General features: G+C 68.7%; 18 protein-coding genes. 14 read left to right on the top strand and 4 right to left on the bottom strand.

Annotated elements, in window-relative coordinates:
- Positions 1-273: 273 nt before the first annotated feature.
- The 12 genes from ACZ5UM_RS14720 to ACZ5UM_RS14665 all read left to right on the top strand — a co-directional run bounded on the left by ACZ5UM_RS14720 (position 274) and on the right by ACZ5UM_RS14665 (position 15,305).
- Positions 274-612 carry a DUF192 domain-containing protein gene (locus ACZ5UM_RS14720; protein WP_464845050.1) on the top strand — a complete coding sequence of 113 codons (339 nt, stop codon included), beginning with the start codon at positions 274-276 and terminating at the stop codon, positions 610-612.
- A gap of 195 nt (positions 613-807) precedes the next feature.
- Positions 808-1,935 carry a glycine cleavage system aminomethyltransferase GcvT gene (gcvT, locus tag ACZ5UM_RS14715; protein ID WP_464845049.1) on the top strand — a complete coding sequence of 376 codons (1,128 nt, stop codon included), beginning with the start codon at positions 808-810 and terminating at the stop codon, positions 1,933-1,935.
- Positions 1,936-1,975: 40 nt separating this feature from the next.
- Positions 1,976-2,362 carry a glycine cleavage system protein GcvH gene (gene gcvH, locus ACZ5UM_RS14710; protein WP_011196048.1) on the top strand — a complete coding sequence of 129 codons (387 nt, stop codon included), beginning with the start codon at positions 1,976-1,978 and terminating at the stop codon, positions 2,360-2,362.
- Positions 2,363-3,721 (top strand): aminomethyl-transferring glycine dehydrogenase subunit GcvPA, encoded by a 1,359-nt coding sequence (gene gcvPA / locus ACZ5UM_RS14705; RefSeq protein ID WP_464845048.1) that lies wholly within the window; start codon positions 2,363-2,365, stop codon positions 3,719-3,721.
- 1 nt (position 3,722) lies between these two features.
- A complete protein-coding gene (gene gcvPB / locus ACZ5UM_RS14700; protein WP_464845047.1) occupies positions 3,723-5,183 on the top strand; it encodes an aminomethyl-transferring glycine dehydrogenase subunit GcvPB in 1,461 nt (486 codons plus the stop codon).
- 153 nt (positions 5,184-5,336) lie between these two features.
- Complete coding sequence (locus ACZ5UM_RS14695; protein WP_464845046.1) at positions 5,337-6,170, top strand: lipoate--protein ligase family protein; 834 nt, start codon at positions 5,337-5,339, stop codon at positions 6,168-6,170.
- A gap of 20 nt (positions 6,171-6,190) precedes the next feature.
- Positions 6,191-7,426, top strand: coding sequence for a serine hydroxymethyltransferase (locus tag ACZ5UM_RS14690; protein ID WP_464845045.1), 1,236 nt, complete (start codon positions 6,191-6,193; stop codon positions 7,424-7,426).
- A 576-nt stretch (positions 7,427-8,002) separates the two neighbouring features.
- On the top strand, positions 8,003-9,229 hold the full coding sequence (locus ACZ5UM_RS14685; protein WP_464845044.1) for an IS256 family transposase: 1,227 nt from the start codon (positions 8,003-8,005) through the stop codon (positions 9,227-9,229).
- 303 nt (positions 9,230-9,532) lie between these two features.
- Positions 9,533-10,726, top strand: coding sequence for an amidohydrolase (locus ACZ5UM_RS14680; protein ID WP_464845043.1), 1,194 nt, complete (start codon positions 9,533-9,535; stop codon positions 10,724-10,726).
- Complete coding sequence (locus ACZ5UM_RS14675) at positions 10,726-11,862, top strand: amidohydrolase (protein ID WP_464845042.1); 1,137 nt, start codon at positions 10,726-10,728, stop codon at positions 11,860-11,862. Before ACZ5UM_RS14680 ends, ACZ5UM_RS14675 begins: the two co-directional genes overlap by 1 nt.
- Positions 11,863-12,395: 533 nt before the next feature.
- A complete protein-coding gene (locus tag ACZ5UM_RS14670; RefSeq protein ID WP_464845041.1) occupies positions 12,396-13,676 on the top strand; it encodes a hypothetical protein in 1,281 nt (426 codons plus the stop codon).
- Between the two features lie 66 nt (positions 13,677-13,742).
- The gene (locus tag ACZ5UM_RS14665; protein ID WP_464845040.1) at positions 13,743-15,305 is read left to right on the top strand and encodes a hypothetical protein; all 1,563 of its coding nucleotides are present in this window, start codon (positions 13,743-13,745) and stop codon (positions 15,303-15,305) included.
- Positions 15,306-15,582: 277 nt separating this feature from the next.
- On the opposite strand, the gene ACZ5UM_RS14660 is transcribed toward ACZ5UM_RS14665, so the two are convergent.
- The 4 genes from ACZ5UM_RS14660 to ACZ5UM_RS14645 form a co-directional block, all read right to left on the bottom strand.
- Complete coding sequence (locus tag ACZ5UM_RS14660) at positions 15,583-16,038, bottom strand: hypothetical protein (protein ID WP_375221511.1); 456 nt, start codon at positions 16,036-16,038, stop codon at positions 15,583-15,585.
- A gap of 6 nt (positions 16,039-16,044) precedes the next feature.
- Complete coding sequence (locus ACZ5UM_RS14655; RefSeq protein WP_464845039.1) at positions 16,045-16,698, bottom strand: hypothetical protein; 654 nt, start codon at positions 16,696-16,698, stop codon at positions 16,045-16,047.
- 72 nt (positions 16,699-16,770) lie between these two features.
- Positions 16,771-17,115 carry a hypothetical protein gene (locus tag ACZ5UM_RS14650; protein WP_464845038.1) on the bottom strand — a complete coding sequence of 115 codons (345 nt, stop codon included), beginning with the start codon at positions 17,113-17,115 and terminating at the stop codon, positions 16,771-16,773.
- 69 nt (positions 17,116-17,184) lie between these two features.
- Positions 17,185-17,829 (bottom strand): class I SAM-dependent methyltransferase, encoded by a 645-nt coding sequence (locus ACZ5UM_RS14645; protein ID WP_464845037.1) that lies wholly within the window; start codon positions 17,827-17,829, stop codon positions 17,185-17,187.
- Between the two features lie 257 nt (positions 17,830-18,086).
- Between ACZ5UM_RS14645 and ACZ5UM_RS14640 the strand changes: the two genes are divergently transcribed.
- Together ACZ5UM_RS14640 and ACZ5UM_RS14635 are read left to right on the top strand one after the other, a co-directional pair.
- Positions 18,087-19,040 carry a ring-cleaving dioxygenase gene (locus tag ACZ5UM_RS14640; RefSeq protein ID WP_464845036.1) on the top strand — a complete coding sequence of 318 codons (954 nt, stop codon included), beginning with the start codon at positions 18,087-18,089 and terminating at the stop codon, positions 19,038-19,040.
- Positions 19,041-19,053: 13 nt separating this feature from the next.
- The gene (locus ACZ5UM_RS14635; RefSeq protein ID WP_464845035.1) at positions 19,054-19,710 is read left to right on the top strand and encodes an alpha/beta hydrolase; all 657 of its coding nucleotides are present in this window, start codon (positions 19,054-19,056) and stop codon (positions 19,708-19,710) included.
- Positions 19,711-19,924 lie beyond the last annotated feature (214 nt).

Genomic DNA, 19,924 nt, shown 5'->3' with positions numbered 1-19,924 from the left:
GCAGGAAATGGAATGACGTTCACCGAACACTTCGCTGTACGCCACCGCCAGACCCCAACCGCCCGCCGCCCGCCGCCCAGCGCGCACCGCCCACCGCCCACGGCGCACCGCCCACGGCGCACCGCCCACGGCGCACCGCCCACGGCGCATTGCCCACTGCTCACCGCCCACCGCGCACCGCCCACGGCCCACCGCCCACCGCTCACCGTCCACAGCCCACAGCCCACAGCCCACTGCTCACCGCTCACCGCTCAAAGGGGAGGTCGACCGCCTGTGATCGTCCGCAACCTCACCCGCGGCCTCGCCCTGGGCGACCGGATCCGCCGGGCCGACACCTTCCGGCTGCGCCTGCTCGGCCTCATGTTCCGCCCGGGGCTGGAGCCGGGCGAGGGGCTCTGGCTGGAGCCCTGCTGCCAGGTGCACACCCACTTCATGCGCTTCCCCCTGGACCTGCTCTTCCTGGACGCGGAAGGGCGGGTCCTGCGCGCGCTGGCGTCCTTTCCCCCGTGGCGCATCAGTCCGGCCGTTCCCGGAGCCCGGGCCGTTCTGGAACTGCCGGCCGGGGCGATGGGGGAGACCCGGCCGGGGGACCTGGTGAGGGCTTTCCCATAGCAGGAGTATTGGTTGCCCGCAGGGAATACTGTTACCGGCAATCCCCACAAGAGGTCTGCGAGTGGACCGGCGGGGACAGAGCGCACAGCGGGCCGAAGCCCGGGTGCAGGGGCTGTCCCCGTTTTGCACGCTCCCGAGGGGAGTAGCCCCCCTGGCTCGTTGGCCAGACTATGCAAGCGAAAGCGAGGTGTGGTGGTGAACGAGTCGCTGAAACGGACGCCCCTGTACGAGCTGCATCTGAAGCTGGGCGCGCGCATGGTGCCCTTCGGCGGCTGGGAGATGCCCGTGCAGTACTCCAGCGTCATCGAGGAGCATCGGGCCGTGCGTGAGGCGGCGGGCCTCTTCGACGTGTCGCACATGGGCGAGTTTGAGGTGAGGGGGCCCCAGGCCCTGGACCTCATCCAGCTCATCAGCACCAACGACGCCGCCAAACTGGCGGTCGGGCGGGTGCAGTACGCGCTCATGTGCTACGAGAACGGCACGGTGGTCGACGACATCCTCATCTACCGCCTGGACGAGCACCGCTACTGGCTGGTGGTCAACGCCGGCAACACCCGGAAGGACTGGGAGTGGATCAACACCGCCCGGGAGCGGGCAGGCCTGCACAACCTGGAGATCCTCGACCGGTCGGATGAGATCGCCCTGCTGGCCCTGCAGGGGCCGCTGGCTGAGGAGATCCTGCAGCCGCTGGCGACGGGCGTCGCGCTCTCGCAGATGGCCCCCTTCAGCCTGGCGCAGAACGTGACGGTGGCCGGCGTGCCCACCCTGGTCCTCTCCCGCACGGGGTACACCGGCGAGGACGGCTTTGAGATCTACGTCAAGGCGGAGAACGTCGCCCAGCTCTGGGAGGCCCTGCTGGAGGCGGGCGAGGAGAAGGGGCTCCTGCCCTGCGGCCTCGGCGCCCGCGACACGCTCCGGTTCGAGGCGAAGCTGCCGCTCTATGGCCACGAGATCAGCGATCAGCACAACCCGCTGGAGGCAGGCCTGGGGTTTGCCGTAAAGCTGAAGAAGGGCGTGGATTTCATCGGCCGGGAGGCCCTGCTGAAGGTGAAGGAGCAGGGGCTCACCCGCAAGCTGGTGGGCCTCGAGATGATCGACCGGGGGATTCCGCGGCAGGGATACCCGGTCGCCGTGGGCGGCGAGGTGGTCGGCGAGGTGACCACCGGCAGCTTCTCACCCACGCTGGAGAAGAACATCGCGCTGGCCTACGTGCCCGTTGCCCACAGCGAGGTGGGCACGGAAGTGGAGGTCATCATCCGGGGCCGGCCCCTGAAGGCGCGGGTCGTCGAGACCCCCTTCTACCGGTCGCCGCACAAACGATAACCGGCAAGGTTGAGAATTACGCACAGGGAGGACGCGGAACATGGCGAACGTACCGGCGGATCTCAAGTACTCGAAGGAGCACGAGTGGATCAGGGTCGAAGGCAACATCGGCATCGTGGGCATCACCTGGTTCGCCCAGGATCAGCTGGGCGACGTGGTCTTCGTCGAGCTGCCCGAGGTGGGGCGTGAACTGAAGCAGAACGAGCAGTTCGGCGTGGTGGAGTCGGTCAAGACCGTTTCGGACCTGTACTGCCCGGCCTCCGGCAAGGTGGTGGAGGTCAACACGAAGCTGGAGAGCTCGCCGGAGCTGATCAACCAGGACCCCTACGGCGAGGGCTGGATTCTGAAGCTGGAGCTCTCGAACCCGGCCGAACTGGACAACCTGCTGGATGCGGCGGCTTACGACGCGTTTACCAAGGAGGGCTAAATGCGATACGTCCCGATTACGCAGGCCGATAAGGCGGCCATGCTGCGGGAGATCGGCGTCAGTTCCACCGAGGAGCTCTTTGCTGCCAACATCCCGGCGGAGGTACGCCTGAACCGGCCGCTCAACCTGCCCCCGGCGCTCACCGAGATGGAGCTGCTCGCGCACCTCAGGGAGCTGGCTGCGCAGAACGCCCACACGGGGGAGTACGCCTGCTTCCTGGGCGGCGGCGCGTACGATCACTACGTGCCCGCCGTGGTGGACGCGGTCCTGCGCCGGGGTGAGTTCCTCACCGCCTATACCCCCTACCAGCCCGAGATCTCACAGGGCGTGCTGCAGGCCATCTACGAGTACCAGTCGCTGATGTGCGAGCTGACCGGCATGGACCTGTCCAACGCCTCCATGTACGACGGCGCCTCGGCGCTGGCCGAGGCCGCGGGCATGGTCGTCAACCAGACCGGACGGTCCAAGATGCTGATCGCCCGTTCCGTCAGCCCGCAGTACCGGCGGGTCGTGCAGACCTACCTGCACGGCATCGGCATCGAGCTGATCGAGGTGCCCCTGGACGGCGTGACGGTGGACCTCAACCGGCTGGAGGCCCTGATGACCGAGGAGGTCGGCGGCCTCCTGCTCCAGACGCCCAACTACCTGGGCTACCTGGAGAAGGTGCGGGAGATCGAGGCGCTGGTGCACGCGAAGAACGGGCTCTTCGTCGTCGCCGTCGACCCCATCTCCCTGGGCCTCCTGGAGGCCCCGGGCAGCTACGGCGCAGACATCGTCGTGGCGGAGGGCCAGGGGCTCGGCGTGCCGCTCTCCTACGGCGGGCCGTACCTGGGCATTCTGGCCACCCGCGACCGGTTTGCCCGCCGGATGCCCGGCCGCATCGCCGGCGCCACGGTGGACAACCGCGGCCAGCGGGGCTTCGTGCTGACGCTGCAGGCGCGCGAGCAGCACATCCGCCGTGAGAAGGCCACCTCCAACATCTGCACCAACCAGGCGCTCATCGCCCTGGCTGCGACCGTCTACCTCGCGCTGGTGGGCAAGGAGGGGCTCCGGGAGGTCGCAAACCTGTCGCTGCAGAAGGCGCACTACGCCGCGCAGCAGATCGCGCAGCTGGCCGGCTGGCGGCTGGCCGGGGACGCCCCCTTCTTCAAGGAGTTCACCGTGCTGGCCCCCGCCTCCGCCGACGCGGTCAGCCGGCGGCTCCTGGCGGACAGGATCCTGGGCGGCCTGGACGCCGGGGCGGACTATCCGGAACTGCTGGGCGGCGGTGCGGTCAGTGCGCTCACGTTTGCGGTGACCGAAAAGCGGACCCGGGCGGAGATCGACCGGCTCGTGGCCGCGCTCGGGGAGGTGAAGTAGGATGGGCCTCGTGCCGCTGCTCTTTGAGAAGTCGACGCCGGGCAAGCGGGCGGTCACCTTCCCCGCGCCGGATGTGCCGACGGTGGAGCTGAGCGAGGCGATTCCGGCGGACCTGATCCGCCAGACCCCCGCGGCCCTGCCGGAGCTCTCGGAGATTGAGGTCGTCCGCCACTTCACGCAGCTGAGCCGGCTGAACCACGGGGTGGACGTGGACTTCTACCCGCTGGGCTCCTGCACGATGAAGTACAACCCGAAGATCAACGAGGAGGCCGCCCGCATTCCGGGCTTCGCCCTCACGCACCCGCTCCAGCCCGCGGAGACGGTGCAGGGCAACCTGAAGCTGCTCCACACGCTGGAGAGCTGGCTCTGCGAGGTCACCGGGATGGACCGGATGACGTTCCAGCCGGCCGCCGGCGCGCACGGCGAGCTGACCGGCATCCTGCTCATCCGGGCGTACCACGAGTCCCGGGGCGAGGGCGAGCGGAATGAGGTCATCGTGCCCGACTCGGCCCACGGCACCAACCCGGCGACCGCGGCGATGGCGGGCTACCGGGTCGTGCCGGTGAAGTCGCTGCCCGACGGCTCCATCGACCCGGAGGACCTGCGGCAGGTCGTCGGGCCCAGGACGGCCGCCCTCATGATGACCAACCCGTCCACTCTCGGGCTCTTCGACCCGCACGTCAGGGAGATCACCGAGATCGTCCACCAGGCAGGCGGGCTCTGCTACTACGACGGCGCGAACCTGAACGCCATCATGGGCTACGCCCGGCCGGGCGACATGGGCTTCGACGTCGTCCACCTGAACCTGCACAAGACCTTCTCCACGCCGCACGGCGGCGGCGGCCCCGGCAGCGGTCCGGTGGGCGTCAAGTCCCACCTGGTGCCCTTCCTGCCGGTGCCGGTGGTGGAGAAGCAGGGCGACCGGTACGTGCTCGACTGGGACCGCCCGCAGTCCATCGGCAAGCTGCACGGCTTCTGGGGCAACTTCGGCGTCGTGGTGCGGGCCTACGCCTACGTGCTGGCCCACGGCCCGGCGCTGAAGGAGGTCTCGGAGCACGCGGTGCTCAACGCCAACTACGTGATGGCGCGGCTGAAGCCGTACTACGAGCCGTACGTCGACCGGTACTGCATGCACGAGTGCGTGCTCTCCGCCCGCACCCTGAAGCAGGAGACCGGCGTCAAGACGCTGGACGTCGCGAAGCGGCTGCTGGATGAGGGGCTCCACCCGCCCACGATCTACTTCCCGCTGATCGTGGAGGAGGCCCTGATGATCGAGCCGACGGAGACGGAGGACAAGGCCACGCTGGACCGGTTCATCGACGCGATGATCCGCATCCACGAGGAGGCCAGGTCCAATCCGGAGCACGTGAAGTCCGCGCCGCACAAGACCCCGGTCGGGCGGCTGGACGAGGCGCTGGCGGCCAGACGGCCAAACCTGCGCTACCGGGCAAACCCGAGCTGATCCGGAGCGGGTGGGGATGCCGCAGGGCACGCCCCACCCGCTTCTCCTCAGGGGGCGAAGGGCTGCCGGCGCGAGGGGGCCTGCAGATCCCCCGTCGGGCGGCGGGGCCCCCGGGCGCTGCGGAGTTCTGAAGTCACGGCGGTGGGGTCACATATGGCGCTGAAGGAGACAAAATGGCGACTGCTGGACACCGGGCACCGGCCCGGACCCGAGAACATGGCGATCGACGAGGCCATCGCGGCGGCCCACGGGCGGGGCGAGGTGCCGCCCACCCTGCGCTTCTACGGCTGGAACCCCCCGGCGGTCTCCATCGGCTACTTCCAGTCGATGCTGGAGGAGGTCGACCTGGACGCGGTCCGCGCCGGCGGCTACGGCTATGTGCGGCGGCCCACCGGCGGGCGGCTGATCTTCCACCACATGGAGCTGACATATAGTGTGGTGATCCGGGAAGAGCTGCTGCCCGGCGGGGTGGTGGAGACGTACCGGGAGATCTCGCAGGGGCTCCTGGCCGGGATGGCGGAGCTGGGCGCGCCGGCGGAGCTCTCCGGGGGCGACCGGGATCCGCGCCGCGCGGATCCCGACGGCTTTCACACCGCGTGCTTCGACACGGCTTCGGCTTACGAACTGCAGATCGGGGGCCGGAAGGTGGCCGGGTCGGCGCAGACCCGGCGCGACGGGGTGATCCTGCAGCACGGGTCGATCCTGCTGGATATCGACGTGCCGCTGCTCTTCCGGCTGATGCGGCTGCCGGAAGGCGTTTCGGCGGAGCGGCTCATGGCCCGGTTCCGGTCCAAGTCGATCACCCTCGCCGAGGCGCTGGGGAGGCCGGTGACCTGGGAGGAGGCCCGGGACGCCTTCACCAGAGGCTTTGCCCGCGGGCTGGGGCTGACGCTGACGCCGGAGCGGCTGACCGCGGCCGAGGAAAAAGAGGCGCGGGTCCTTGTCGGAACCAAGTACGGATGTGATAATTGGAACATGAGAAAATAGCGCAGGGGGCGGCACACTGAATGGAAGCGTTGAAGCGGTACGATCCGGAGGTCTACGCGGCGATTCAGAAGGAGGTCGAGCGGCAGCAGCGGAACATCGAGCTGATCGCCTCGGAGAACTTCGTGCCGACGGCGGTGCTCGAGGCGGCGGGCAGCGTGCTCACCAACAAGTACGCCGAGGGCTACCCGGGCCGGCGGTACTACGGCGGCTGCGAGTTCGTCGACATCGTGGAGAACATCGCCCGGGAGCGGCTGAAGGCGGCCTTCGGCGCAGAGCATGTGAACGTGCAGCCCCATTCGGGGGCCAACGCCAACACCGCGGTCTACTTCGCCTTCCTGAAGCCGGGCGACACGGTGCTGGGCATGAACCTGGCCCAGGGCGGCCACCTGACCCACGGGTCGCCGGTGAACTTCAGCGGCAAGACCTACAACTTCGTGCCCTACGGCCTCGATCCGGAAACCGAGCGGGTCAACATGGATGCCGTGGCGGAGCTGGCCCGGCAGCACAAGCCGAAGCTGATCGTCGCCGGCTACTCGGCCTACCCGCGGGTGCTGGACTTCAGGCGGTTCCGGGAGATCGCCGATGAGGTCGGCGCCATCCTGATGGTGGACATGGCGCACTTCGCCGGCCTCGCGGCCACGGGCTACTACCCGAACCCGGTGGAGCACGCCCACGTCGTCACCACCACGACCCACAAGACCCTGCGCGGCCCCCGGGGCGGCGCGATCCTCTGCAAGAAGGAGTTCGCCAAGGAGATCGACAAGGCGGTCTTCCCGGGGATGCAGGGCGGCCCCCTGATGCACATTATTGCGGCCAAGGCGGTGGCCTTTAAGCAGCTCTCCGACCCGGACTACAAGGCGTACTGCGGGCAGGTGGTGAAGAACGCCAAGGCCCTGGCGCAGGCGCTGGTGGAGCGGGGCTACCGGCTGGTCACCGGCGGCACGGACAACCACCTGATGCTGGTGGACCTGCGGCCCAAGGGCATCACCGGCCGCGACGCCGAGCACCTGCTGGACCGGGTGTCGATCACGGTCAACAAGAACGCGATCCCCAACGATCCCGAGAAGCCGATGGTGACCAGCGGCATCCGCATCGGCACCCCGGCCATGACCACCCGGGGGATGAAGGAGGCCGAGATGGTCCAGATCGCCGACCTCATCGACCGGGCCATCGCCCACCGGAACGATGAGGCGGAGCTGGACCGGATCCGGGCGGAGGTGCACGAGCTCACGGCCCGGTTCCCGCTGTACGCGTAACCAGTGCGGTGCGGCGCGCCGGAGGGGGATTTCCTTCCGGTGCGTCTTTTCTGTTATGCGTTGATGTTGTCGGGGTTTGCACTCGTACTACTCGATAGTCTGTGCGAGTGTGAACTTTGGGATATTAATGACTGTCAGACCCGTGGACGCGGGACTACCTGCGTTTACGGGTCTTGGCTATTCTTAGTTACCGCATGCAAGTTCGGGAGGACTTAGGCGTGAAAGCGCCGGATCATATAGGGGAGCGAATCAATAATACGTCGAAAGAGAAGAATATAGGAAGTCGATGTCTTGTTTCTCTACGAGGTGAGCAGAATGCAACACGTCATCAGAGTGCCTGCGACGTTAGACCTGCCGCAAGTTGCTAAGTTTTCTGTTTCGATGGCAGAGATTTCTGAGGCGGATAAGTACCTGATAGATTATTCCCGTTTGTCGACCGTCAGGCCGTTCGTTAGAGTCCAAAGTAGTGGTGTAAATTCCCCGGACCTTCCGGTGGGAGGGGCTGCTTGACATAAGTGGCCACCTTTGGGTTCCATGCGAAGTAGGAGCAATACATCGCAAAGGGGGAACCCGCAGGTGACCAACTTTAGGATCGCATTGGAGGAGCTTCTGCGCAAGTCCGGTGTGGACGACGTGGATTTCCTTCGGGAAGGAGTTCGGGTGCTGGCTCAGGGTCTCATGGAACTGGAAGTATCGCAGCAGATTGGCGCTGAGCGGTACGAACGGTCGTTTGAGCGCAGCAACTACCGCAACGGCTATCGGGAACGTCAGTGGGATACGCGGGTCGGGACGATCGATCTGCAGATCCCCAAACTCCGGAAGGGGTCCTACATGCCAAGCTGGCTCGAACCTCGCCGACGGGCCGAGAAGGCCTTGGTGGCTGTGGTTCAGGAGGCTTACATTCAGGGGGTCAGCACCCGGAAGGTAGATGAGTTGGTGCAGGCCCTGGGGATGACCGGCGTGAGCAAGAGCCAGGTCTCCCGGCTTTGCGCCGAGTTGGACGAGGTGGTTGAGGCCTTTCGCAACCGACCGTTGGAAGGGCGCTACCCTTACGTTTGGCTGGATGCCAAGTACGAGAAGGTTCGGGAGAACGGCAGGGTCTCCAGCATGGCCCTGGTAATCGCCATGGGTGTACGAGAGGATGGCGAACGGGAGATTCTGGGGCTAGACGTGGGTCCCAGCGAAGATGGGGCCTTCTGGACCGCGTTTTTGCGGCAGCTGGTCGCTCGGGGCCTCAAGGGCGTGCTTCTGGTGATCAGTGATAACCACGTCGGTCTGCGTGAAGCGATCCGAACCGTGTTCAGTGGCGCCAGCTGGCAGCGCTGCCGGGTTCACTTCATGCGGAATCTGCTCGGCTATGTGCCCAAGAACCTGCAGTCCATGGTGTCGGCTGCTGTGAGGACCATCTTCGCACAGCCGGACCAGCAGCAGGCAGCGAGGTCTCAGCTAGCCGTTGTGGTCGCGAACCTGCGGAAACAGTTCCCCCGGGCGGCCCAACTGCTGGAAGATGCCGAGGAGGACATTCTGGCTTACATGGCCTTCCCGACTGAGCACTGGCGGCGACTGCACTCCACGAACCCCCTGGAACGGCTCAACAGAGAGATCGGCCGGCGGACGGAGATCGTGGGCATCTTCCCCAACAGAGAAGCTCTGATCCGCCTGGCCGGAGCCGTCATGATCGAGCAACAGGAAGAGTGGATGACCGCCCCACGAAGATACTTCAGCCAGGCGTCCATGGCGAAACTGTATGCCCATGACCCGAGCCTCGGCCGTCCTGAACTTTTGCCGCTGAGTGCCGACTAGAGCAACTACAATGCTGGAACCCGATTTACACCACTTGACGGGACTTGATCCTCCTGTACGGGACATCATCCGCCGGTGCGTCTTTTCTGATCGCCTTCGGTGTTGGCTGCTTCGTCAGAGGGCATCCAGGGAGAGCCAGCTGGACCCGCGACCGAGAAGCCAGAGCGCGTGCCGCCCACAGCGAAGCAGAACAGAGCGGATGGCTGGCTGGCACATCCCCCGGCAGCTGCCGCGACGCGGCAGGTATGATTAACGCCGCGAAGAATTATCTCCACCATGAACTCCAGCGAGAGGAGGACCATGGTGCTTGCAATCACCAACGCGCGGATCATGACCGTATCCGACGGCGTGATCGAGTCCGGTACCGTGCTGGTCGACGACGGCGGCACGATTGCGGCGGTCGGCGCCGAGGTAGCCGTTCCCGATGAAGCGGAGGTCATCGATGCGGGCGGGCGCACACTGACCCCCGGCCTGGTGGACGCTTTCAGTCACCTGGGGCTCATCAACGAGGGGCTCGGCTGGGCGGGGAACGACGCCGAGGAGGCCACTGACCCCAACACCGCCCACGTGCGGGCGCTGGACGGCATTTACCCCTTCGACCGGGGCATCGCCGAGGCCCGCACCGGCGGCGTCACCACGGTACACGTGGTTCCGGGTGGCAGCAACGTCCTCGCCGGCCAGGCCCTGGCCATCAAGCTGCGCCGGGCGGCCGTGGCCGACGACCTGATCCTCCGCCACCCCACCGGTGTGGCCGCCAGCCTGGGCGAGCGGCCGAAGGCGACCTACGGCGGTGAGAAGCGGATGCCCGCCACCCGCATGGGCATCGCCGCGGTCCTGCGGGAGTCGCTGGTGAAGGCCCAGCAGTACAAGCCCGAGAAGGAGCGGGACCTGCGCTGCGAGGCGCTGCTGCCGGTCCTGCGGGGCGAGCTGCCGCTGCTGGTGCAGGCCCACCGGGCGGACGACATCATCACCGCCCTGCGGATCGGGCGGGAGTTCGGCATCCGCGTCGTGCTGCTGGGAGCCACCGAGGCCCACCTGGTCGCGGACCTGATCGCCGAGGCCGGCGCAGCCGTGGCGGCGGGGCCCTCGCTGGCGGGCCGGGGCCGGCAGGAGACCCGGGACGTCGGCTTCCACCTGCCGCTTACCCTGCACCGGCACGGCGTTCCGACTGCAATCGTCACCGGCCACCCGCAGCTGGATCAGCCCTACCTGAACATCGCCGCTGCCCTGGCGGTGCGGGAGGGCTTCACCACTGAGGAGGCGCTGCGGGCGGTCACCCTGACCCCGGCGGAGATTCTGGGCGTGGCCGACCGGGTGGGGAGCATCGCCGCCGGCAAGGACGCCGACCTGGTGCTCTGGGACGGCGACCCGCTGGAGCTCACCACCCGTGTGGCCTGGACGATGGTGGAGGGCCGGATAGTCTACGCGGACGACCAGGTTCACGGTGGGAATGCGGGTCCGCAGGACGGGCGGCGGCACGGGGAGGTGCGGTTCTGATGGCCAAGCTTGCGATTACCGGCGCGACGATCTACCCCATCGTCAGCCCGCCCATGGAGGGCGCGACGCTCCTGGTGGCGGACGGCAAGATCCTGGCCGTGGGGCGGGTGGAGATCCCGTCCGACGCGGAGATCATCGACGCCCGGGGGCTGCACCTGCTGCCCGGCTTCGTCGATCCCCACACCCACGTCGGCCTCTGGGGCGAGGGCGACGGGCCCCCGGCCTACGACGGCAACGAGTGGACCGGCAGCACCACCGCGCAGGTCCGGGCGCTGGATGCCGTCAACCCGTTCCACATCTCCTTCGCCGACGCCCGGGCTGCAGGGGTGACGACGGTGCAGACCCTGCCCGGATCCGGCAACCCCATCGGCGGCGAGATGGTGGTCATCAAGACCCGGGGCCGCACGGCCGACGAGATGGTGCTGCGCCAGCCGTCGGGCCTGAAGGGCGCCCTGGGCGAGAACCCCAAGCGGCTGCACGGCCAGCACCACAAGCGGATGCCGGCCAGCCGCATGGGGGTGGCGGCGGTCATCCGCCAGTACCTGGTCCGGGCGCGGGAGTACGACCCGCAGAAGGGGCGGGACCTGGGGCTGGAGCTGGCCCGCCGGGTGCTGGACCGGGAGATCCCGCTCCGGCTGCACGCCCACCGGGCGGATGACATCCTGACCGCCATCCGCATCGCCCGGGAATTCGACGTCGACCTCTCCATCGAGCACTGCACCGAGGGCTGGATGGTGGTGGATGCCCTGGCCGAGGCAGGCTACCCGGTCACGCTGGGGCCGATGCTCGGCGGCCGGTCCAAGGTGGAGACCGCCAACCTGACCTTCCGCAACCCGGGCATCCTGGAGAAGGCCGGGGTCCACGTCTCGCTGATGACCGACCACCCCTTCGTGCCCATCGCGCACCACCGCATCCAGGGGGCGCTGGCGGTCCGGGAGGGCATGAGCGAGGCCGGCGCCCTGCGGGCGATGACCCTGAACCCGGCCGAGATGCTTGGCGTCGCCGACCGGGTGGGGTCCCTGGAGCCGGGAAAGGACGCGGACTTCGTGCTGTGGAGCGACCACCCCTTCCGGGCGCGGGCCCGGGTGCTGGCGACCTACATCGAGGGGCGCGTGGTATACCAGGCGGAGTCGTAGAGAAACCAGTACAGACCAGCGAACCTGCGCGCTGGTCTGTACGTTATGGCTTATGGCGGCGCCTCGTTGAAAGGGAGGAGGTGTTCGCATGAGCGAGTTGCGAGAGTACCTTTTTTGGCTGGTGCTCCTCCTGACGCTCCTGACGAAACTCCTCTCCGCTAACTTCTAGCGGGTGAGGATCTCACCCGCCAGAGTAGCCTCCAACGGCGCCGCCGGGCCCGGTGTGCAAACACCGGGCCTTTCTATTCTGCGCCAGACTCGCCATGCCCAAACCAAGTGCACCGTCAGGGCAGACCGTGCGCGCACGTGCGGTGCAGCGTCGTCGGGTGGGCAGCGGGCACACCCGGCGACGCTGCGCGTAACCTCTCTGACGATTCACCGTTAAGATGGGTGGACGTACCAAACGGAGACGCCAGACGGGCGCGCCGGCCCGGGCAAGCTGAAAGAGGAGGTTCCGATCGTTGCGCCGACTTCTGATCACAGCAGTGCTCCTTGTCACCCTCGCCGCGACTTGTGTGGGTGACACCGCGCCTGTGGCGGCCATCGGGACGCACGTGCAGCCGCTGGACTCCACCACCGTCCGGCTGGCCGAGGAGCGCATCGAGATCCAGGTGCGCCGCGCAGAGGAGACCAGGGCCGGTATCAGCAGGTCGGGGCGGGGCGGGTACCGCATCTGGTTCCGCTTCGAGCCCGAGGCGGATGAGCAGATGCTGGTGGGATTCCCGCTCTGGTTCTACGACCCGGAAGGGAGGGTCCACGGCGCCCGCCTGGAGGACCTGCGGGTGGAGATCGACGGCCGGGAGGTGGATGTGGAGTACCGCCCGTCCGCACACGAGAAGCAGGACCGCGAGGGCGGTGCGCAGAACTGGGCGGTCTTTCCGGTGACGTTCCGGGCCGGCCGGCCGCTGGAGATGGTGGTCAGCTACACCATTGCCGTTGACCCCTATTGGGGCGACAGCAGCGGCCTGGCCCCCTTCTGGATCTCCTACGTGCTGCGCACCGGCGCCTACTGGGCCGGACCGATCGGGCGGGCCGAGGCGGTGCTCACCCTGGACAGGCCGATCCGGCGTGAAGACATCCGGGTGGAGGAACACCGGGGGATTGCCACCACACCCGGCTGGGCCCTGGAGGACGGGGCCCTCCGCTGGGTCTGGGAGGACGTGGAGCCGGACTTCGACCTGCACGTGGTATTGGAGAACGTGTACTGGCTCGACGCCGCACAGGAGATCAGGGCGCTGCTGGAGGCCGCAGACGGCGATCGGGAGACGATCATCCAGGCCTGGTGGAAAACCATGGATCTCGTGAATTCGGCAGGTCCGCCCCTGCGCGGCGGGGTCGCGCCGGCCGACGCCGCGGCCGACCTGATGCCGGCCCTGCTCAGGGCGGGCACATCGCTCCTGCAGGCGCGCCCGGGAGATGTCTTTGTGTCGGGCTGGCGCCCGTGGCTGCTCCCCGGCCTGGCCGGTCGCCCGTGGTCCGGGGAGGCACAGGATGCGATCGGCTCGTTCCTGGCCGTTGCGATGCCCGCCTCGTTTCGCTCGGAAGCGGAGGCTCGGGAGTGGGTGGCGACCAGCGCCGGGGAGGTGCTGACCGCCGGGCAGGTCGACGAATTGGTCGACCAGGCGCTCACCCGGGTCCAGGACTCGGGGGATACAGAGGGACCCCGGACGCCGGAGTCCGGCGCAGGTGAGGCTCCTTCAGCGGGGGTGCCCGAGTCCGGCCCCTGGGAATCCGGGGGCTGGATCATCGGTCTCGGCCTGCTCCTGGCGGCGGGCGGCGGCGTCCTCCGCGTGAGGCGGCGGCCCGGCGCCTGAAGGTATGGAGGGTCCGCCAGCTTCCCTGCGTCCATCTGGCACGAGCCCAACAGGAGGTGACGGCAATTGCGCCGGTTCTGGATCGCGCTGCTCCTCGTCCTTGGCCTCTCCGCAACCTGCCTGGGTGACAGCGCACCCCTGGCCCCCGTCGGGCCCCACGTCCAGCCGCTGGACTCCACCACCGTCCGGCTGGCGGAAGAGCGCATCGAGATTTTCCTGCGCCGCGACACACGGCACGATGCCCGTCTCAGCACCAGCGCGGTGGGCGAGTACCGCATCTGGTTCCGCTTCGAGCCCGAGGCGGACGAGGCGATGATGGTGGGTTTCCCGCTGTTCATCTTCGACCCCGAACAGGCGATCTTCGGCGCCCACATCGAGAACCTGCGGGTGGAGATCGACGGGCGGGAGGTGGCCACGGAGGTCCGCGAGTCCGCTGTGCACCAGGACGCCGATGCCGGTCCCGTGAAATGGGCGGTCTTCCCGGTCACCTTCCGGGCGGGCCAGCCGCTGGAGATGGTGGTCAGCTACACCATGAATGTGCTGCCGTACGGCAAGGGCTACGGCGCGCCGCTCTGGGTCGCCTACGTCCTGCGCACCGGCGCCCACTGGGCCGGGACGATCGGCCGGGCGGAGGCGGTACTGGCCATGGACCGGCCGATCCGGGCGGAGGACATCCGGTCGGAGGAGAACCCCTTCCGCATCACGACCCCCGGCTGGGTGCTGGAGGACGGCGCCCTTCGCTGGGTGTGGGAGGACGTGGAGCCGGACTTCGATATCCATGTGGTGCTGGAGAACCCCTACTGGCGCGACATGGGGGTGGAGATCCGGGAGATGCTGCAGGCAGGCATCGCCGACCCTGCGGCGCTGACCGCGGTAATCGAAGCCACCCGCAGCCTGGCCGAGGCCGGGAACATGGGCATGAACTCCTCCCTGCGGGACGGCAGCCTGCCCGGCGAGGCCGCTGACCGGCTGCTGCCGGATGTACTGGCCGCGGCCGAGTCGTTCCTGGCAGAGCATCCCGACGACGACGAGGTCCGGGTGCAGTACCTGCTCCTCTTGCGGGAGACGTCGCTGCCGCTGGTGTGGGAGTCGGCCGACTGGGTCTGGCGGGTGCGCAGCGAGGACCACCTCGCCCTCTTCCTGCGGGAGGCGGTCGCCCACGGCATGACCGACCGGCTGTACGTGCAGCGGTGGCGGCCGTGGGCGGAGGAGGAGCTGGCGGGCTACCCGTGGCGTCCCGAGACCCAGGACGCGATCGCCGCCTTCCTGACCGAGGTCATGCCCGGGACGTTCGCTTCGGAAGACGCGGCCCGTGCCTGGGTTGAGGCCAACGCCGGGGAGGCGCTGACGCCTGAGCGGGCTGACCGGCTGGCCGCGGAGGCGGTCCGGCGCGCGGCCACGGCCGGAAGCGGCGCGGCGCAGCCGCCTGCGGCCGATCCGGCCGACCGGCCTTCGCCGCCGGCCGGGGAGACCCCTGCGCCCGGGGCCGCGGAGCCCACCGATGCCGGGGCCCGGCGCGGCTGGGCACCCGCTGTCGAGGTTGCCGTCGGCGCGGTGCTGCTCCTGGCGCTGGGTACGGTGGTCGTCCGCCGGCGCCGCCGGAGCGACGGCGAGGCGCGGAAGGGATGAGGATGGAGGGGGCCGCGTGCACGGCTGGGTTGACCGCCCTGCCCTGGCCGGCACAGCCAGGCTCCGGCAGGGAGCCGCCCTCCGTGTACCGAATTGACTACAAATGACTTGGAATTGCAGGCTTGTTCGGTCAGAGTGCCGTTGAGCCGGGGATTGCGTATCCAGGGTCTGGCCTCACCGGAAAGGTACTCGGCAAAACAGCGTACCGCTGGCGTAGAGGAGCGCGCCTGAGCGTGCTCCTCTTTTTGCCCTCTCAGGCGCTGCCGGCCGGTGCGGATCAAACGAAGAAGCGCAGAATGGCGAACGTGATGCCCAGAGAACCCGCCAGCCAGAACGGCCAGACCACCGGCCACGGCACCCTTCGCGTCGCCCCCAGCCGGTCCGCGAGCAGCGTCCCCACATAGAGGGAGCCAAGCATCGCACCCGGCGGGAACCAGCCGATCGTGAGGAGGGTGAGCAGAGCACCCCAGGCCAGCGGGGCCCAGGGCGAGCGGATCCGCTGCCGCAGCGCCCACTCGCCGATGGCGATGAGCACGGCCCAACCGAAGAGGCCGGCCGCCAGGAACGTCAGCCCGAGCAGGGCCTTCCCGCTGTTCTCATCCAGCGGGGAAAAGGATTCGACCCGCAGCAGCCAGTCGACGAACAGGCCGGCGCTCGCGGCTCCGGCAGCCCAGAACGCGGCGGGCCGCAGGCGCAGCCTTTCCAGGGAGAACCCCATCCCATGGTTCAACATGTCGCATCACGCACACCCTTCGTCCAGCCGGAAGTCCCGGATGATGGTTCGTCCGGCGTCGTCGGTTTCAAACCACACGGTGCCCACTTTCACGATCAGGTTGATCTGACCGGCCAACCACACCACGAACGGCGCCTTGCCGTCGGCGTCGGGCTGCGCCGGTTCGATCGTCGGCACGCAGTACTCGTCGAATGCGGTGACGCTGGCCAACTCAACGCCCGTCACCTCGTAGGGCCACGGGGGGATGGCTTCCAGGAAGGCTCCGGCCACATCGGTCGAGGCGAAGTACCGGGGCAGCTCATCCTCCAGCCGGTACGCCGCCGCGATCTGCGCGGCGTGCAGCACCGCCTCCGGAGCCTCAGGGTACACCAGGTCGCTGCCCTCCGGCACAAACCGCTCCTCCACGATGGCCACGCTGCCTTGCTCCAGGTTCAGCGCGTACCGGCGGATCCGGGTGTGGCGCGCCGGGTCGCCCATGTCCCACTCCACCAGGAGGGCCCCGTCCTCGGTAAAGGACGCGCGGTGCGCCGGGGTGGTCTCCGCGTGCTTCAGCCCCCAGCCGTAGAGCCGGTCGTGGGCGAAGGTGCCCGACCGCCGGACGAAGGCCTGGATGCCTACGGCTGTCTGGCCGTCCTCAAACCGGCGCCACTCCAGCAGCACGGCGCGGGGCTGGCCAGGCAGGCTGTGCAGCGAGACCTTCCGCTCCCATCCGAAGGTCTCCCAGGTGAGGAGCTATTCACCCTGCGCGTCGTAGATCTCCACGGGGTCGGTGGTCCACGTATCGGTGAGGCCCCGGATCCACTCCGGCGCGCCGTCCCCGTCCAGGTCCGCCGGGACGGCGCCGGCCACGGGCGGGTCCTCCGCGCCGCCGGCCCCGGCCGGGTCGTCCGCAGCGTTGTCAGGCCCGGCCGGATCCTCCGGCATCTGGGGATCAGCCGTCTGTCCCGGGTTTTCGGTCCGGTCCGTGGGCGCAGCCGCGGAGGGGTCGGGCCCTCCGGCGCTGCAGCCGCTGACGAGCAGCGCGGCGATCAGGAGCCAGGGCAGGATCCGCGGGTGAACGCGGTGTCGCCGGTTCATCGCGCTGATCACCTCCTGCCCGGTACAACGGGACACCCGGCGCCGGGGTTACGGCCCCCTCATCAGGGATCACGCAGGCCTGCGGGCGAGCACCATCCAGTGGCAGGGGGCCGTCTGCCGCCAGCGGGAACCGCCGAAGCCAGCCTCGTGGAGCAGTTGGTCCAGGTCGCCGACCAGCGGGTAGTCCTCCTCGTCATCCCAGCGCTCGCCGATGGCCTCCCTGGCCGCGGCCAGCGCCGCCGGGGAGGCGAACAGGATGTCCACCAGGCAGAGCGCCCCGCCGGGTTTCAGCACCCGGGCAAGCTCTCTGCATGCCGCGAGGCGGCCTGCCGGCGGGACCTCGTGGAAGGCGAAGCTGGAGATGACCACGTCGAACTCGCCCGAGTCAAAGGGAATGGCGTTGAAGTCCCCGACCCGCAGGGTGAAGCCGGGGTGCTTCTCCCGGCAGGCGCCGAGCATGGCGGGCGACGGATCCACCCCAGAGACGCGGACGCCGCGCCCGCGGAGGCGGGCGGCGAAGGCGCCGGTCCCGATGCCCACGTCCAGCACCGACATCCCCGGGGCGACGGGCACCTGGTCGGCGGCGATCCGCAGGGTTTCGGCGTAGCCGGCCAGCGGGCCTGCCTCAGGACCGTCCTGTCCCGCCAGATCCAGATCGTAGGTGCGCGCCCAGCGGTCGAACAGGGCGCGGCCCTCTTCGGGGGTGCGCGGCATTTGCAAGGTTCCTCCTTCGGAGATCTGAGACGGGCGATGCAGATCCTTTCGCCGGCTCAGGTGCGGCACCGTGCGGGAATCCTCGGAGCAGAGCGGTCGAGGAAAACTCTCCGGTCGGCGGAACCGGCGAGCACCCCAGGCGCCTTCCGGACGGCTGTCCAGGCACACGGACACCCCTGCACGGCGCATGGGCGTCCCCCTTACGCCGATCTAAACGTCATAGATATGAAAGTTGCCCGAGCGAGGGAGGGATCGGGGTGCAGCTTACCGGTTTTCACCACCTCACGGCGATGACCGCCCGCATCCGCGAGAACCGGCGGTTCTACACCGAGGTGTTGGGTCTGAGGCTGGCCAAGCGCACCGTCAACCAGGACGACGTGCGTGCTTACCACCTGTACTACACCGACGGCGCCGGGAGCCCCGGCACCGATATCACGTTCTTTGACTGGGACATCCCTCCGGAGCGGCGAGGCACCCGCTCGATCGTGCGCACCATGTTCCGCGTGAACGGGCAGGAGTCCCTGGCCTGGTGGCAGCGCCGGCTGGCGGACGCCGGCGTTCCGGTCGGCGAGGTGATCGACTGGGCCGGGCGGCCGACGGTGCTCTTCGAGGATCCCGAGGGGCAGCGGCTGGCCCTGGTGGACGACGGCGGACAGGGGCCTGACCCGGTCATCTGGGAGCGGAGCCCGGTGCCGCCCGATCACCAGCTCCGGGGCCTGGGGCCCATCGTGCTCAGCGTGCCCGAACTGGGGCCCACCGCCGCGAGCCTGATCCAGGTGCTGGGGATGCGGCGGGAGCGGGAGCTGGCGTCGCCGGAGGATCCGAAGGACACCCTGCACGTCTTCAGCATGCATGAAGGCGGCCCGGCCGCCGAGCTGCACGTGCTGGTGCAGCCCCGTCTGCGCATGGCGCAGCAGGGGGCGGGCGGCGTCCACCACGTGGCCTTCCGCACCCCCAACGAGCGGGAGTACCAGGCGTGGCTGCGGCGGCTGAACCAGCTGGGCATCCGCAACAGCGGCCCGGTGGACCGGTTCTGGTTCAAGTCGCTCTACTTCCGGGAGCCCGGCGGCATCCTGTTTGAGATCGCCACCGACGGCCCGGGCTTTGCCATCGACGAGCCGCTGGAGGCGCTGGGCGAGAAGCTGATCCTGCCGCCCTTCCTGGAGCACCGGCGGGCGGAGATCGAGGCCAACCTGAAGCCGATCGACTGAGGGGGGCGGGCCTGTGCTGCGATACGATCAGTACATCCCGGCCGGCGCCCGCGACGGCGCCCCGCTCTTCGTGCTGCTGCACGGCCGCGGCAGCCACAAGGGCGACCTGATGGGCCTGCAGCCCTACCTGCCGCCCTCCGCCCTGGTGGTCACGCCCGAGGCGCCCTTTCCGGGTGCCCAGTGGGGCTATGGACCGGGCTGGGCCTGGTACCGCTTCCTGGGCGGTGCGAGACCGGAGCCCGAGTCGTTCCGGGAGAGCCAGCGGGCCCTGGCGGAGTTCCTGGCCGGGCTGCCCGGCCGGCTGCCGGTGAGGCCCGGTCCGGTCATCCTGGGCGGCTTCTCCCAGGGCGGCGTGATGAGCATGGCCTACGCCCTGCTCCATCCCGGCGCGGTGTCAACGGTGGTCAACTTCAGCGGCTTCCTGGCCGAGCATCCGGACGTGGAGGTCACCCCCGAACGGGTGAAGGGCACCCGCTTCTTCTGGGGCCACGGGGAGCTGGATCCGGCCATCCCCCACGCCCTCGCCCTCGAGGGGCAGAAGCGGCTGCGGGCTGCAGGCGCCGACCTCACCGCCCGCACCTACCCCATGGGCCATTCCATCTCGCCGGAGGAGCTGGTGGACGTGACCGCCTGGGTACAGCAGGGCCTGCACCCGGGCCCCGACAAGTGAACAGAACCGCGGCGCCGGCTGACGAATGGGCCACGCACCTTCCCCAGGTGTGTGGCCCATCGCCATTCCCCTTTGGAACAGGTGAACGGCCTTCTGCGTAGCACGAAAGTTCCATACGGCGCGAGGTGCGCCTACACGGCCCAATGCAGGTCCGCACGGAAATGTTTCATCTGTTGCTATGATTGACCCCCGAAATTACGCCTCAGTATGCTCA

This window comes from Symbiobacterium ostreiconchae, assembly GCF_055396975.1.
The sequence above is the reverse complement of the archived record's forward strand: the minus strand, read 5'-3'. Positions and strand labels throughout refer to the sequence as shown.